11 protein-coding genes are annotated in these 13,465 nt (G+C 69.4%); 3 read left to right on the top strand and 8 right to left on the bottom strand.

All coding sequences use genetic code 11. The annotated features are described in order from the left end of the window. Nucleotide 1 precedes the first annotated feature (1 nt). Nucleotides 2-1,237: an aminotransferase class III-fold pyridoxal phosphate-dependent enzyme gene (locus tag P0W64_RS00055; protein ID WP_275478005.1), complete on the bottom strand. Its 1,236-nt coding sequence runs from the start codon at nt 1,235-1,237 to the stop codon at nt 2-4. 88 nt (nt 1,238-1,325) lie between these two features. Between P0W64_RS00055 and hrpA the strand changes: the two genes are divergently transcribed. Continuing rightward, a complete protein-coding gene (hrpA, locus tag P0W64_RS00050) occupies nt 1,326-5,234 on the top strand; it encodes an ATP-dependent RNA helicase HrpA (protein WP_275478259.1) in 3,909 nt (1,302 codons plus the stop codon). 34 nt (nt 5,235-5,268) lie between these two features. On the opposite strand, the gene nrdR is transcribed toward hrpA, so the two are convergent. Both nrdR and P0W64_RS00040 read right to left on the bottom strand, forming a co-directional pair. Then, nucleotides 5,269-5,727, bottom strand: coding sequence for a transcriptional regulator NrdR (gene nrdR / locus P0W64_RS00045; protein WP_275478258.1), 459 nt, complete (start codon nt 5,725-5,727; stop codon nt 5,269-5,271). Between the two features lie 147 nt (nt 5,728-5,874). Then, the gene (locus P0W64_RS00040; RefSeq protein ID WP_275478004.1) at nt 5,875-6,537 is read right to left on the bottom strand and encodes a hypothetical protein; all 663 of its coding nucleotides are present in this window, start codon (nt 6,535-6,537) and stop codon (nt 5,875-5,877) included. Nucleotides 6,538-6,797: 260 nt separating this feature from the next. Between P0W64_RS00040 and lexA the strand changes: the two genes are divergently transcribed. Next, the gene (gene lexA / locus P0W64_RS00035; RefSeq protein WP_275478003.1) at nt 6,798-7,508 is read left to right on the top strand and encodes a transcriptional repressor LexA; all 711 of its coding nucleotides are present in this window, start codon (nt 6,798-6,800) and stop codon (nt 7,506-7,508) included. On the opposite strand, the gene P0W64_RS00030 is transcribed toward lexA, so the two are convergent. Then, nucleotides 7,492-8,409: a DMT family transporter gene (locus P0W64_RS00030; RefSeq protein ID WP_275478002.1), complete on the bottom strand. Its 918-nt coding sequence runs from the start codon at nt 8,407-8,409 to the stop codon at nt 7,492-7,494. The two genes, lexA and P0W64_RS00030, sit on opposite strands and share 17 nt — an antisense overlap. Nucleotides 8,410-8,529: 120 nt before the next feature. On the opposite strand from P0W64_RS00030, the gene P0W64_RS00025 reads away from it, so the two are divergent. Beyond that, nucleotides 8,530-9,375, top strand: a complete 846-nt coding sequence (locus P0W64_RS00025; protein ID WP_275478001.1) for a LysR family transcriptional regulator — start codon at nt 8,530-8,532, stop codon at nt 9,373-9,375. Between the two features lie 11 nt (nt 9,376-9,386). Here P0W64_RS00025 and hflX read toward each other — a convergent pair whose 3' ends face one another. From hflX to P0W64_RS00005, 4 genes are all read right to left on the bottom strand, one after another. Beyond that, complete coding sequence (gene hflX, locus P0W64_RS00020) at nt 9,387-10,814, bottom strand: GTPase HflX (RefSeq protein WP_275478000.1); 1,428 nt, start codon at nt 10,812-10,814, stop codon at nt 9,387-9,389. Nucleotides 10,815-10,875: 61 nt separating this feature from the next. Continuing rightward, entirely contained in the window at nt 10,876-11,796 is a 921-nt protein-coding gene (dapF, locus tag P0W64_RS00015; RefSeq protein WP_275477999.1) for a diaminopimelate epimerase, read from the bottom strand. Nucleotides 11,797-11,798: 2 nt separating this feature from the next. After that, nucleotides 11,799-12,716: a tRNA (adenosine(37)-N6)-dimethylallyltransferase MiaA gene (miaA, locus tag P0W64_RS00010; protein ID WP_275477998.1), complete on the bottom strand. Its 918-nt coding sequence runs from the start codon at nt 12,714-12,716 to the stop codon at nt 11,799-11,801. Beyond that, entirely contained in the window at nt 12,713-13,330 is a 618-nt protein-coding gene (locus P0W64_RS00005) for a hypothetical protein (RefSeq protein ID WP_275477997.1), read from the bottom strand. The genes miaA and P0W64_RS00005 overlap by 4 nt, the downstream gene beginning before the upstream one ends. Nucleotides 13,331-13,465: the final 135 nt, after the last annotated feature.

Raw genomic sequence — 13,465 nt, 5'->3', positions numbered from 1 at the left:
CTCAGGCGTCGAGCGCGCGCGCCGTGGCGGCGGCGATCTCCGCGACCTGCTCGTCGGTGGTGACGAACGCGGGCGAATACTGCAGCGTGCCGAGCCCTGCCGCGCGTCCCGAAACCCCTTGTGCACGAAGCTTCTTGACCATCGCCGCAGCCTCCGCGGGGTCGTTCAGCTGCACGCCTGCGACCGCGCCGACACCCGCACGCACCTCCTTGACCTTGGGGTGCTCGGCCAGTGGCCGCAGCTCACGCGCGAGGGTGCCCTGCAGGCGCAGAGCCTCATCGAGCAGATTCTCGCGCTCGTTGATGTCGAGGACCGCCATCGCGGCAGCGGCTGCTGCGGCGTGCCCACCGTAGGTATAACCGTGCCGGAACCAGACCCCGCCCGCATAGAACGGTTCCGCGATGCGCGGCGCGGCGAAGACGGCGCCCATCGGTACGTACCCGCTCGTGAGGCCCTTGGCAGTGGTCATGAGGTCCGGATCCAGCTCGAAGCGCGTCGAGGCGAACCATGAGCCGCCGATGCGCCCGAAGCCGGTAACGACCTCGTCGGCGATGAACAGGATGTCGTGCTCGCGGCAGATGTCGCGGACCTCGCGGAGGTAGCCCTCGGGAGGTGGCATGATGCCGCCCGCGCCGATGACGGGCTCCGCGACGAACGCGGCGATCCGCTCCGCTCCGACACGCTCGATCAGCCCGAGGAACTCCTTCGCATCGTCCCACGCCACCGTGGCGGTGTCGCCGAACAGCACGCCGCCGTAACCCTCGGCATTCACGGGAATACCGCCCAGGCTGGTACCGCCGACATGCATGCCGTGGTAGGCGTTGGTGCGGCCCACAACGAGCTTCTTCTCGGGTTTGCCGAGCTCCACCCAGTACCGCCGCGCGAGCTTGATCGCGCTGTCGATCGAGTCCGAGCCTCCCGACGTGAAGAACACCTTGCTGCCGGGCACGGGCGCGATAGCCGACAGGCGGTCGGCGAGTTCGACCGTGACATCGGTCGCCATGTCGCCGAAACCGCTGACGTGCGCGACCTTGACGAGCTGATCGCGGACGGCTTCCGCCACTTCGGTGCGGCCGTGGCCCACGTTGGTGAACCAGAGCCCCGCGGTGGCGTCCAGGTAACGGTTGCCGTCCGTGTCGAAGATGTACGAGCCCTCGCCCTTGGCTACGACGAACGCGCCCCCGCGCTCGACCGCACCCATGTCTGCGAAACCGTGCCACAACGCCGAGGAAGTCATGCCCCTTAAACTAGAGCAAGTGAATGCCGACCGGCCCCGCGGGGACAGCACCCGAACTGCAGGAGGTGCTCCGGCGCGACGGGAGCTCCTGGGACGGCTCGGTACCCGGGAGCAGCCCGCAGTCACGCTCCGCGACCACGCCCGCCTGTCCGCGCGCATCAAGCGTGCGAAGCCCGCCCAGCTGGTCGCGCTGTCCCGCGAGGTCGACGTAGCACGGGACCGGCTCGCCGCCCGCGCCGCTGCGGTACCGGTGGTCACCTATCCCGAAGAGTTGCCGGTCAGTGCCCGTCGGGACGAGATCGCGGAGGCCATAGCTGCGAACCAGGTCGTGATCCTGGCCGGCGAGACCGGCTCGGGGAAGACCACGCAGCTGCCCAAGATCTGCCTGGACCTCGGGCGCGGCGTGCGGGGCATGATCGGCCACACCCAGCCCCGCCGACTCGCCGCTCGCAGCGTCGCCGAGCGCATCGCAGAGGAGACCCGAACCGAGCTGGGAGACACCGTCGGATACGCCGTCCGGTTCACCGACAAGGTCGGACCGACCACCTCGGTCAAACTCATGACCGACGGGATCCTGCTACGGGAGCTGACACGCGACCGCCTGCTGCGCGACTACGACACGATCATCATCGACGAGGCACACGAGCGCAGTCTGAACATCGACTTCATCCTCGGCTACCTCAAGCAGATCCTGCCGCGTCGGCCCGACCTGAAGGTCATCGTCACTTCCGCGACGATCGAGCCCGAGCGGTTCGCCGAGCACTTCGCCGCCCCGGACGGCACTCCCGCACCGGTCATCGAGGTCAGCGGCCGCACCTACCCGGTCGAGGTCCGCTACCGACCGCTCGACGAGTACGCCGGCCCGGGCGACGACGGCGATCGCGCCGCCGAGCCTCGCGATCAGATCTCGGCCATCTGCGACGCCGTGGACGAGCTCGGGCGCGAGTCCGACGGGGACGTGCTCGTGTTCCTGTCCGGCGAGCGCGAGATCCGCGACACCGCAGACGCACTCGCCGCCCGGGTACGACCCGGTACCGAGATACTCCCGCTCTATGCCCGCCTGTCCGCCGCCGAACAGCACCGGGTGTTCACGCGGCACAGCGGCCGGCGGATCGTGTTGTCCACCAACGTCGCCGAGACGTCACTGACCGTCCCGGGCATCAAGTACGTGGTCGACCCGGGCACCGCGCGCATCTCGCGCTACTCGATGCGCACGAAGGTCCAGCGCCTCCCCATCGAGCCGGTCTCGCAGGCCTCCGCACGGCAGCGGTCCGGCCGCTGCGGCCGGACCTCGGACGGCATCGCGATCCGTCTGTACTCGGAGGACGACTTCGAGGCTCGGCCGGCGTACACCGACCCCGAGATCCTCCGCACCAACCTGGCGTCGGTGATCCTGTCGATGACGTCGCTCGGACTCGGCGACGTCGCAGCGTTCCCGTTCGTGCAACCGCCGGACGCGCGGGCGGTGCGCGACGGCGTCGCCCTCCTGGAGGAACTCGGCGCGCTCGCCGACGCGGACGCCGCACACAGGTCACTCACACCCGTGGGACGCCAGCTCGCGGACCTCCCCGTCGACCCTCGCCTGGCTCGCATGCTGGTCGCCGCGCGCGAAGCCGGCTGCCTGCCGGAAGTCCTGGTCATCGTCGCCGGTCTATCCATCCAGGACGTGCGCGAACGGCCCGCCGAGTATCGCCAAGCCGCCGACGAGAAGCACGCCCGCTTCGCCGATCCAGGGTCGGACTTCCTCGCGTACCTGAATCTGTGGCGATACCTGCGCGAGCGGCGGAACGAGTTGAGCTCGAGCGCCTTCCGGCGCACCTGCCAGCGCGAGTTCCTGCACTACGTCCGCATCCGCGAGTGGCAGGACCTGCACGGACAACTGCGCCAGATCTGTCGCGACCTCGGGTGGGACGTGCCGAACCTCGCGACCCCCGAGGCCGGGGCGAAGCTCGGCGACATCCACCAGGCCCTGCTCGCCGGACTGCTCTCGCACATCGGCCTGCGCGAGGGCGAGTCTCGCGAGTTCCTAGGGGCACGCAACACCAGGTTCCTCGTATTCCCCGGATCTTCGCTGTACAGGAAGCCACCGCGCCTACTCATGGCCGCCGAACTGGTCGAGACGTCCCGGCTCTTCGCTCGAACCGTGGGCCGCATCGAGCCCGAATGGGCCGAGCGGATCGCGGGTCCCCTCGCCAAGCGGCAATACTCCGAACCCCACTGGTCGACGAAGCGCGAGGCCGTGCTCGCGAAGGAGCGCGTGACTCTGTACGGTGTGCCGCTCGTGGCGGATCGGACCGTCGACTATGGTCCGATCGACCCCGCCGTATCGCGGGAGATGTTCCTGCGACACGCGCTGGTACAGGGCGAATGGCGCACGCGCCACGCCTTCTACGCGCGCAACCGAGCCCTGCTCGACGACGCCGGATACCTCGAGGACAAGGCCCGGCGGCGCGACATCGTGGTCGACGAGGACACGCTCTTCGATTTCTACGACAGGCGGGTGCCGGACGGGATCGTGTCCTCACGCCATTTCGACAGGTGGTGGAAGAAGACGGGGCGCGAGGACCCCGCACTCCTCGACTTCACCGAAGAAGACGTGCTCGCGGCAGGCGCCGCCGACGTGACCGCACAGGCCTACCCCACGACATGGCTGCAGGGCCGTATCGAGGTGCCGCTCGAGTATCGCTTCGAACCAGGCGCAGCCGACGACGGCGTCACCGCGGAGATACCGGTGCGCGATCTCGCGACCGTGCGCGCCGACGGCTTCGACTGGTTGGTCCCCGCGATGCGCAACGAATTGGCGACCGGGTTGATCAAGACGCTGCCGAAAGGCCTGCGACGCGAGGTCGTGCCGGCGCCCGACTTCGCGGCCGCTGCACTCGCACGCCTGTCCGCCCGCAGCGAGCCGCTCACCGACGGACTGGCGCGCGAGCTGACCCAGCTGTCCGGCACCGTCATCCGGCCCGACGACTTCCGCCCCTCCGAGCTTCCCGAGCATCTGCGGGTCACATTCCGCGTGGTCGACGACGAGGGGCGCGTCCTCGCGGCAGGCAAAGACCTCGACGCACTGAAGCAGAAGCTGGGCCGTGCCGTGCAGAAGGATCTGTCGCGTCGCACGACGGAGTTCGAGCGCCCACTCGCCACCTCGTGGACCGTGGACACGCTCGGGAACGTTCCGCACACGGTCCAGACACGGGTGGACGGAAGGGATGTCACCGGGTACGGCACATTGCACGTCGCCGGCAACGGCGTCGGCGTGCACGTCGTGGCATCGGAGACCGCGCAGCGGCGCGACATGGCCGCGGGGCTCGACCGGCTACTCGATCTCTCCCTGCCCGCCGCACACAAGTCGGCACTCGGATCGCTGGGCACCCGCGAACGGATAGCCTTGTCGCAGAGCCCATACCGAACGCCCCAGGACCTCCTCACGGACTGCCGTCGGCGCGCAATCGCCGACCTCCGCGCGGCCCGGCCATACGCCTGGAATCCGGACGAGTTCGCCGACCTCACCGCCTCGGTCCGGGCCGAACTGGGCACGACGACCCAGCGATACCTGAGCTGGGTCGCCGAAGCCATCGCGACCGCCACCGACGTCCGCGGAGCGATCGCAGTGCTGCCCGACAACTCCCCCGCGCGGGACGCCGCCGACGATGTGGCAGAACAGCTCGACTCGCTACTCTTCGCCGGTTTCATCGCGGCGACTTCCGGCTCCCACCTCCGACATCTACCGCGGTATCTCAACGCAGCACGCATACGCATCGAATCGTTGCCTGGCTCCCTGGACCGGGACGATCGAGGCATGGCCGTACTCGACCGCGTCTACGCGGCACTCACCGGCCGACTCGACGCATTGCCCGAGAATCGACGTGATGCCGTCCACGAGCAGGTGCATTGGCTCATCGAGGAATTACGCGTGAGCCTGTTCGCGCAGTCCTTGGGAACCGCCGAGTCGGTATCGGAGAAGAAGATCCTGGGCGTGATCGCGCAGCTGAAGTAGCCGCCCGCCGGCATACGCCGCAGAGCTACTCGACTCAGGCGCGCGCCTCCCGGTCACGCTGCAAGTCTCGGATCGCCTTCTCGAAGTCCTCGATGGAGCTGAAGTCCTGATAGACCGAGGCGAACCGAAGGTAGGCCACCTCATCCAGGTCGCGCAGCGGCCCCAGGATAGCTAAACCGACTTCGTGCGAAGGGATCTCGGCCGCACCGCTGGAGCGAACCGCATCCTCGACCTGCTGGGCGAGCTTGTGCAACGCCCCCTCGGCGACCGCTCTCCCCTGACATGCTCGCCGGACGCCTTGCATCACCTTGTCGCGACTGAACGGCTCTGTGACGCCGTTCCGCTTCACCACCGCGAGGACGGCGCTCTCGACTGTGGTGAAGCGACGCCCGCATTCCGCGCATGCACGCCGCCGACGAATGGCCTGACCGTCGTCGAATACGCGCGAGTCCACCACACGGGTGTCCTCGTTCTTACAAAACGGACAATGCATGCGTTCACTACCCTCACGATCCGCACCGGGTCTACGCCGGTAGGGCACCACCACGGTGACGCCGGGCGATCCGGTTGCCGGACTAGAGGATACCCGGACAGGCAGCGGGACCACTGTCGCGCGCTCCATCGTCTGGGCCGCCTGCCGTCAGTACCGCGGGGTGACGAGGGTGCGACCCGCGAGCGCCGAGCCGTCTGCCACCCCGTTGATCTCCGCGAGCTCTGCCACCACCTGCGCAGTCGGGCGACCGGGCGCGACCTCCGCCGCCACATCGGCGAGCGACTGACCGGCACGCACGGTCACGAGACCGGTGCCCGAGTGCACCTGCTGCGCCGCGGCCGCCGGGGCCGACTCGGCCCCGGCGCCGCCGAAGCCCGCGAGCGTCCCCAGCCCCAGGAACACCAGCACCGCTGCGCCGCCCACTGCGGCGCACAGCCGAGCCGACGGCACGCGCCGGCGCACACACGCACCCTCGCGTGAGGCTCGTCGTGCGGCGCGACCGCGCGCCTCGGCGGCACGCGCCAGGCGTTCGACACGGCCCGATCGCTCCGCGCGCCAGCCGGCGATCTGAGCGCCGGATCGACCGCCGGGCTCCGTTCGAACATCGGCACGGCCGCCGCTTATCGCACCCGTGGGCGACTGGCCGTGCCCGCCCGCAGCTGCCACTCGGGACTGCCGCTCGCGCTCCTCCAGAAGACGCGGAGAGAGTGCGCGGGCGCGTGCCGGAACGCGCCGCGGATCCTGCCGCACGCGCGCGTCGCCGCGCTTCTGGTCTGCATCGATACCGTTTCGATCGATCGTGGTGGTCATTCCTCTGCCTCCTGCCGGTCAGCCATCTCTCGGCTACGGAAACGTTGTACCGCGACCCACCGACAAGTTTCGGAGACCGGCCACGGATCGCTCACACGATTCGTTCCTGTGTTCGAGAGAACTTCTGTTCGATGTCTACCACAGGTCGAGACTAGGCGGAAGACACGCCGCCGAATTCCTCGAACAGATGTTTGTCGTTGCCCTAGTGTTCGGCTATGGTGAGACGAACAGCACAAGGGTGTGAGGAGGAACGGGACCAGATGAGCGAGATCGAGACACCGAAGCAGCGCTACCGGACGCCCAAACACGGTGAGGAACAGGTCTCCGAGGACCACCTGACACGTCGGCAGAAACAGGTACTCACGGTGATCCGGAAGTCCGTCCGCGAGCGCGGCTATCCCCCGAGCATCCGCGAGATCGGCGACGCCGTGGGGCTCACGTCCACGTCGTCGGTCGCGCACCAACTGCGCACACTGGAACGCCTGGGCTTCCTCCAACGCGACCCCAACCGTCCGCGTGCCGTCAACGTGCAGGGTGCCGAAGAGCGCACCGCCAAGGTCATCCAACATGTCATGGAGGACGAGGAGCGGATGCCTGAGCCGGCGTTCGTACCCGTTCTAGGACGCATCGCCGCAGGCGGTCCCATTCTCGCAGAGGAGGCCGTCGAGGAGATCTTCCCGCTGCCTCGTGAACTCGTCGGGGAGGGGTCGCTGTTCCTGCTCAAGGTGGTCGGTGAGTCGATGACGGACGCCGCGATCTGCGATGGCGACTGGGTGGTCGTGCGCCAGCAGTCGGTGGCGGACAACGGCGACATCGTCGCCGCCATGTTGGACGGAGAGGCCACCGTCAAGACCTTCCGCCGCACCGGCAGGGACGTCTGGCTCATGCCACACAACCCTGCGTTCGACCCGATCCACGGTAACGATGCGGTGATTCTGGGCAAAGTGGTCACCGTCATGCGTCGGATCTGACGCTCGCAGAGCGTGCAGAGCGCATCGTTCCCGCGCGCCGCTCACCGCGATGCCCGCCAGCTGCCACGAGGCAGGAGATCGCACCGAGCGCGAGCCCGACCCAGGTACCCGCGGTCGGGCGGTCTCCCAGCAGGAAGAACGCGAACAGTGCCGTGACGGCGGGGATCACGGCGAACACGGCGGCGGCACCGGCTGCGCCCGACGTTGCCACCAGGCGTACGTACAGCGTCGTCGCCACCAACGAGCTGAGCAGCACCATGGCCGTCACCACCACGAGCGCGCGGGGCACGTTGTAGACATGCGCGCCCAGCAGCACGGTGAGGGCGCATGTCACGGGGGTGGCCACGACGAGTCCGATCGCGTTGCCCGTCACGGGATCGGTTGCCTTGCAGAACCGTTGCTGGTAGAGACCGCCCGCCACAAGCCCCACGAGGCCCAGGAGCGTGAACCCTATACCCGCGCCCACGTGGGCGAGGTGGGGTACCGCCGACCAGCACGCCGCCACCACCGCGGCCAGACCGACCGTCGCCGCGACTACGCGCCTGCGCGTCAACTCCTCGCCCAGGGCGATGCGGGCAGCGATCGTCGTCGCTGCCGGGTTCACTGCGATGACCAGGGCTGCGACCGACGCAGGAACACCCGCGTACAACCCCAGGTACAGTCCCACGAACTGGCATGCCTGAGTGAGTAGACCGGCGACCGCGGCATGCGCCAGAGCCCGGCCCCGCGGCAACCTCCGGCCCGACGCCGCCACGAAACCGCACATCACCACCGCGGAGAGGCCGAACCGCAGGAACAGCAGCAGCATCGGGCTCATGGCCGAGACCCCCAGCGCGCCGAGCGGGTAGCCGAGCGCCCACAGGACGATCACCGCGACCGTCAGACCGGATCGATTTCTCATGCCGTCGATCGTGATCGCGAAATACTCTGCAGTCCAACGATGATTCCCGATCACGATCGATCGTGAATTGCAATCGATCGTGTAGGGCGATCGGGACCTCGCGAGCGCATACTGAGATGCGTGGGAACCGTACTCGACATCGTCCCTCTGCGCAGCGCAGTAGCCGTCGCGCGCTGCGGGGGCGTTCACCGTGCCGCGACGGCTCTGCATCTCACCCAGTCGACGGTCAGCGCGCACCTGCGCCGCCTCGAACAGGAGACCGGTTCGCAGATCGTCGAGAAGGCGGGACGCGGAATCCGCTTCACGCCGCATGGACAGCGGCTCCTCGCCGAGGCACAGCTGATCCTCGATGCGCACGATGCCGCCGTAGCCGCCCTCACCGCGCCCGCGCCCAAGGAACTCGTCATCGCCACCACCGAGCACGGCGCCGACCAGATGATCCCTGCGCTGTCACAGCGTCTGGCGGAGCTGCCGGGCGGCTACACCGCGCGGTTCCGGCTGGACCGCAGCGCGCACGTGGCCCGGGCCATCGGATCCGGGATCGCGGACATCGCGGTCTTCCTCGCGCCCGCGGGGCACGAGGACGCCGTCGGGCCACTCCCCCTGAGCTGGTACGGCGCCAAGGACCACGTCATCACAGACGGTCCCCTCCCCATAGTCCTGTTCGATGAGCCGTGCGTCCTGCGTGCCCCCGCGCGCCGCGCCGCCGACCGCCTGGACCGTGGAGCGACCGTCGCCGCCGAGGCGGCCGACCTCGCCGGGCTGTACTCCGCCGCACGGTCCGGTCTCGGCGTGACGCTGCTGCCGGAGATCGACGCGGGTGTCGACGGCCTGCGCCCCGTCGAGGGTCTGCCCGTTCCCGAGCCACTCGCCTTGGCCGTATCGTTCACCGACCGCGTGCCGGAGCGCGTACGCAAGGCCGTGCGCCGCGGTGCCGGAAGCCTCACCTCGAAGCCGAGCCCCTGACGAGGGTCGGACTAGGCGACGTACTGCGCGAGTATCCCGGCGAGCGGACGCGGGACGCGCGCGGTGACACGGGTGCCGTCGGCCTCGTGCTCGGTCGCGACGACGGTTCCCTCCGCGTGCAGACGCGCCAGGAGGTCGCCGCGCGCATACGGTAGGCGCAACACGACGTCCACGTCATCGGCGGTCATCAGCTCGGTCATCCGGGCACGTAGTTCGTCGAGTCCCTCACCACTGTGCGCGGACACGAACACCGCGTCGGGAAGCGAGTGGCGGAGCTGGGTGAGGACGAGCGGGTCCGCTGCGTCGATCTTGTTGACCACCAGCAGCTCCCGCGGAAGCGCATGATTCTGCTCACCCGCCACCTCGCGCAGGACCTGGCGCACCGCCGCGATCTGTTGTTCGGGTATCGGGTCGGAGCCGTCGACCACGTGCAGCAGCAGGTTCGCGTCGACGACCTCCTCCAGCGTCGACCGGAACGCCTCGACGAGCTGCGTCGGCAGGTGCCGCACGAATCCGACGGTGTCTGTGAACACCACGTCGCGACCATCGTCCAACCGCCCGGCACGAGTCGTCGGGTCGAGGGTCGCGAACAGGGCGTTCTGAACGAGCACCCCGGCGTCGGTCAGGGCGTTGAGTAGGCTCGACTTCCCCGCATTGGTGTATCCGGCGATCGCGACCGACGGCACCGCCGTGCGCCGCCGCTGCCCACGCTTGGTCTCACGGGCCTGCTTCATGCCGCGGATCTCTCTGCGCAGCTTGGCCATCCGCTCGCGGATGCGTCGCCTATCGGTCTCGATCTTCGTCTCGCCCGGACCGCGCAGGCCGACGCCTCCGTTACTGCCGGCACGGCCACCGGCCTGACGGGAGAGCGCCTCACCCCAGCCGCGCAGTCTCGGCAGCATGTACTCCATCTGCGCCAGGCTCACCTGCGCCTTGCCCTCCCGAGAAGTGGCGTGCTGCGCGAAGATGTCGAGGATCAGGGCCGTGCGGTCGATCACCTTGACCCGAACGACCTTCTCCAGCGCGTTCAGCTGCGCGGGCGTGAGCTCACCGTCGCAGATCACCGTGTCGGCACCGGTCGCGAGGACGATCTCGCGCAGCTCGTGCGCTTTCCCAGAGCCGATATATGTCGACGGATCCGGCCGATCGCGACGCTGGACGACGCCGTCGAGCACCACCGATCCGGCTGTCTCGGCAAGCGCGGCGAGCTCGCTCAGCGAGGAATCCGCCTGCGCGGCGCTGCCCTCCGTCCAGACGCCGACCAGGACCACCTGCTCTAGGCGCAGCCTGCGGTACTCGACCTCGGTGACGTCGTCGAGTTCGGTGGAGAGGCCGGTGACGCGTCGCAGCGAGGTGCGTTCCTCGAGCTGCAACTCACCGACGGTCGGTTCCGGAATCCACTCGTCGTCCGCCGGTTCCCAGGTTCTTGCGTCTGTCATCGTGACACCCAGTGTGTCACGCGCGGGGGTGCCTGGTCACCTCGATATTCGACGGTGCAGGCTACTTCGCTGTGAGTGCACCGGCCCGCACGGTGCCGGACGCGACGAGCCGGCTGGGGCCACGCAGCGAACTGCTGCCGTCGGACCGGACCGTCACGGTGACCTCGCCGCCCGGCACGCATACCTCGACCACACCCTCGGACATCCCGGCCGCGGACAGCGCGGCCGCCGCGGCGGCGACGGTGCCGGTCCCGCACGAACGAGTCTCGCCCGAGCCGCGCTCGTGGACCCGCATGTGCACCGCACCGGCGGCGAGGGGCGTCAGGATCTCCACGTTCGTACCGTGCGGGAAGAACTCGTGATCGAACACCGGCGGTGCCGCGACGTCCAGTTCAGCGAGCGCTGCGGCGTCGAGCCCGTCGACGACGCACGCGAGGTGCGGATTCCCGACGTCCACGGCGACACCGGTGAATTCTCGACCCGGTGCGAGCTCCACACCGCCCACGGTCCGGCGCCCGATCGTGGTCGTCGACTCGCCGAAGAGCCGGACCGGCCCCATGTCGACCTCGACGTCGGCCACCTCGGGACCCGCGCTGTGCACGACGACGGGCCGTCCGCCGGCACGAGACCCGACGGTGAACCGACGGTAGGGAACGAGCCCGGTCGCGACCACGAAGTGTGCGAAGACGCGGACACCGTTGCCGCACATCTCGGCGACCGACCCGTCGGCGTTGCGGTAGTCCATGAACCAGTCACCGCGATCGACGCCGCCGGGTAGCCCGTCGAGCACCCCCGCGTCGACGAGGTCCCCGGCTCGGGCGACGCGCAGGACACCGTCGGCGCCGAGCCCCGCGCGACGGTCGCACATTGCCGAGACCAGGGCGGGGGTGAGGTCGATGTCTACACCGGAATCGGCGAGGATCACGAAGTCGTTCTCGGTCCCGTGTCCCTTGACGAAGTCGAAGGCTGCGGCGCTGTCCACGGTCACGATGCTATCGCGCCATACGCTTCCAACGCCGCCGCGAGGAGGTCCGGGCGGGCTGCGTCGAGCCAGACCACGCGATGGTCCCGTCGGAACCAGGAACGCTGCCGACGGACATAGCGTCGAGTGCCGACGAACGTCGTCTCGCGCGCCTCGTCCAGCGTGCACGCGCCGTCGAGATAGTCGAGAACCTGTGCGTACCCGATGGCGCGCGACGCGGTCACGCCGTGGCGCAGGCCGCGCTCGGTGAGCGCCTCGACCTCGTCGACCAGCCCGCTCGTGAACATGAGGTCCGTGCGCCGGGCGATGCGCTCGTCGAGTTCGGCGGTGTCACGGTCGAGCGCGATCACTGTCGAGCCCCAACGAGGCCGGCCGATGACGGGAGCGGACGCAGCGAACGGCTCACCCGTGATCGTGACGACTTCCAGCGCGCGCACGATCCTGCGGCCGTCCGTAGGCCGGATGCCCTCGGCGGCAGCGGGGTCGACCGCCGCGAGCTCGGCGTGGAGGGCCCCGGGCCCCACCTCGGCGAGCCGGGCCTCGAACCGGGACCTCACTTCGGGATCCGTCGCCGGGAAACGCCAGTCGTCGAGCAGGGACTGGTAGTACATCATCGACCCACCGACGACGATCGCTGTACTTCCCGCGGTGCGCAGTCGCTCGATATCCGCACGGGCGCGTCGCTGATAGTCGGCGACCGTGGCGGTCTCCGTCACGTCGAGCACGTCGATCTGATGGTGTGGAACGCCGCGACGCTCGGCCACCGGCAGCTTGGCCGTGCCGATGTCCATTCCGCGATACATCTGCATCGCATCGACGTTGACGATCTCGCCGTCGAGCCGCTCCGCGAGATCGAGCGCCAAGTCGGACTTGCCAGTCGCGGTAGGCCCGACCACGAACACCGGTCGTGGAGCGGTCATGCCGTAGCCACCAGGTACCCGACGCCGAACGGCGCCCCTCGGTAGAGAACCTCGACGTCACGGTCCCGGCACGCGGTCGCGGCAGCCGCCCACGCCGGGGTGAGACCGGCGACGGGGCCGCCGGAACAGACCGCATCGACCTGCCGCGCGAACACGCCGGTGTCCTCCGGCCGGTGCCCGCCCGGCGCCTTCGCCGTGAGCGTGTTCGGCCCGTCGAGGACGAACAGCAGTCCGTCGCCGGGCTCGGGCGGCCCCGCGGTGACCGTCGCGTGCGGTGCGGCCACGCCGCGCAGCCACCCGGCGACCAGCGCCCACGCGGGCCAGGTCGGGTCCGCGGGTCCCCGCTCTCCGGGAGCGAGCGTCACGTCGACGTCGGCGCCGAACCCGCGGAGGGTCCCCACACCGTCGGGCACCGACGGGACGGGTCCTCCCTCGCCGGTCGTGACGACCCGCCACCGCGCGGCGCGGGCCCCGAGCCGACGGGCCGCAGCGACGGCCGCCGCGCGCAGGTCGTCGGCATCGGGGTCCCCCGGCGCACCCACGAGCTCGGGCACGAGAAGCGGCGCCCCGGGCACGACGACGACCGGAACGGCACCTGTGGATACGGAATGCACGGAACAAACGCTAATCGATCTCCACAACGCCACTGGAAGAGTGCTTGAATGGGTGCGGTACCCGCCTTGGCGCGGGCCGCAACGCCAGGCAGCCGTGACGCGCGGCGCGAGTCGAGGGAGCCCTCATGTCAGATA

It is taken from the genome of Tsukamurella sp. 8F, assembly GCF_029167375.1.
Taxonomy (GTDB): domain Bacteria; phylum Actinomycetota; class Actinomycetes; order Mycobacteriales; family Mycobacteriaceae; genus Tsukamurella.
The sequence above is the reverse complement of the archived record's forward strand: the minus strand, read 5'-3'. Positions and strand labels throughout refer to the sequence as shown.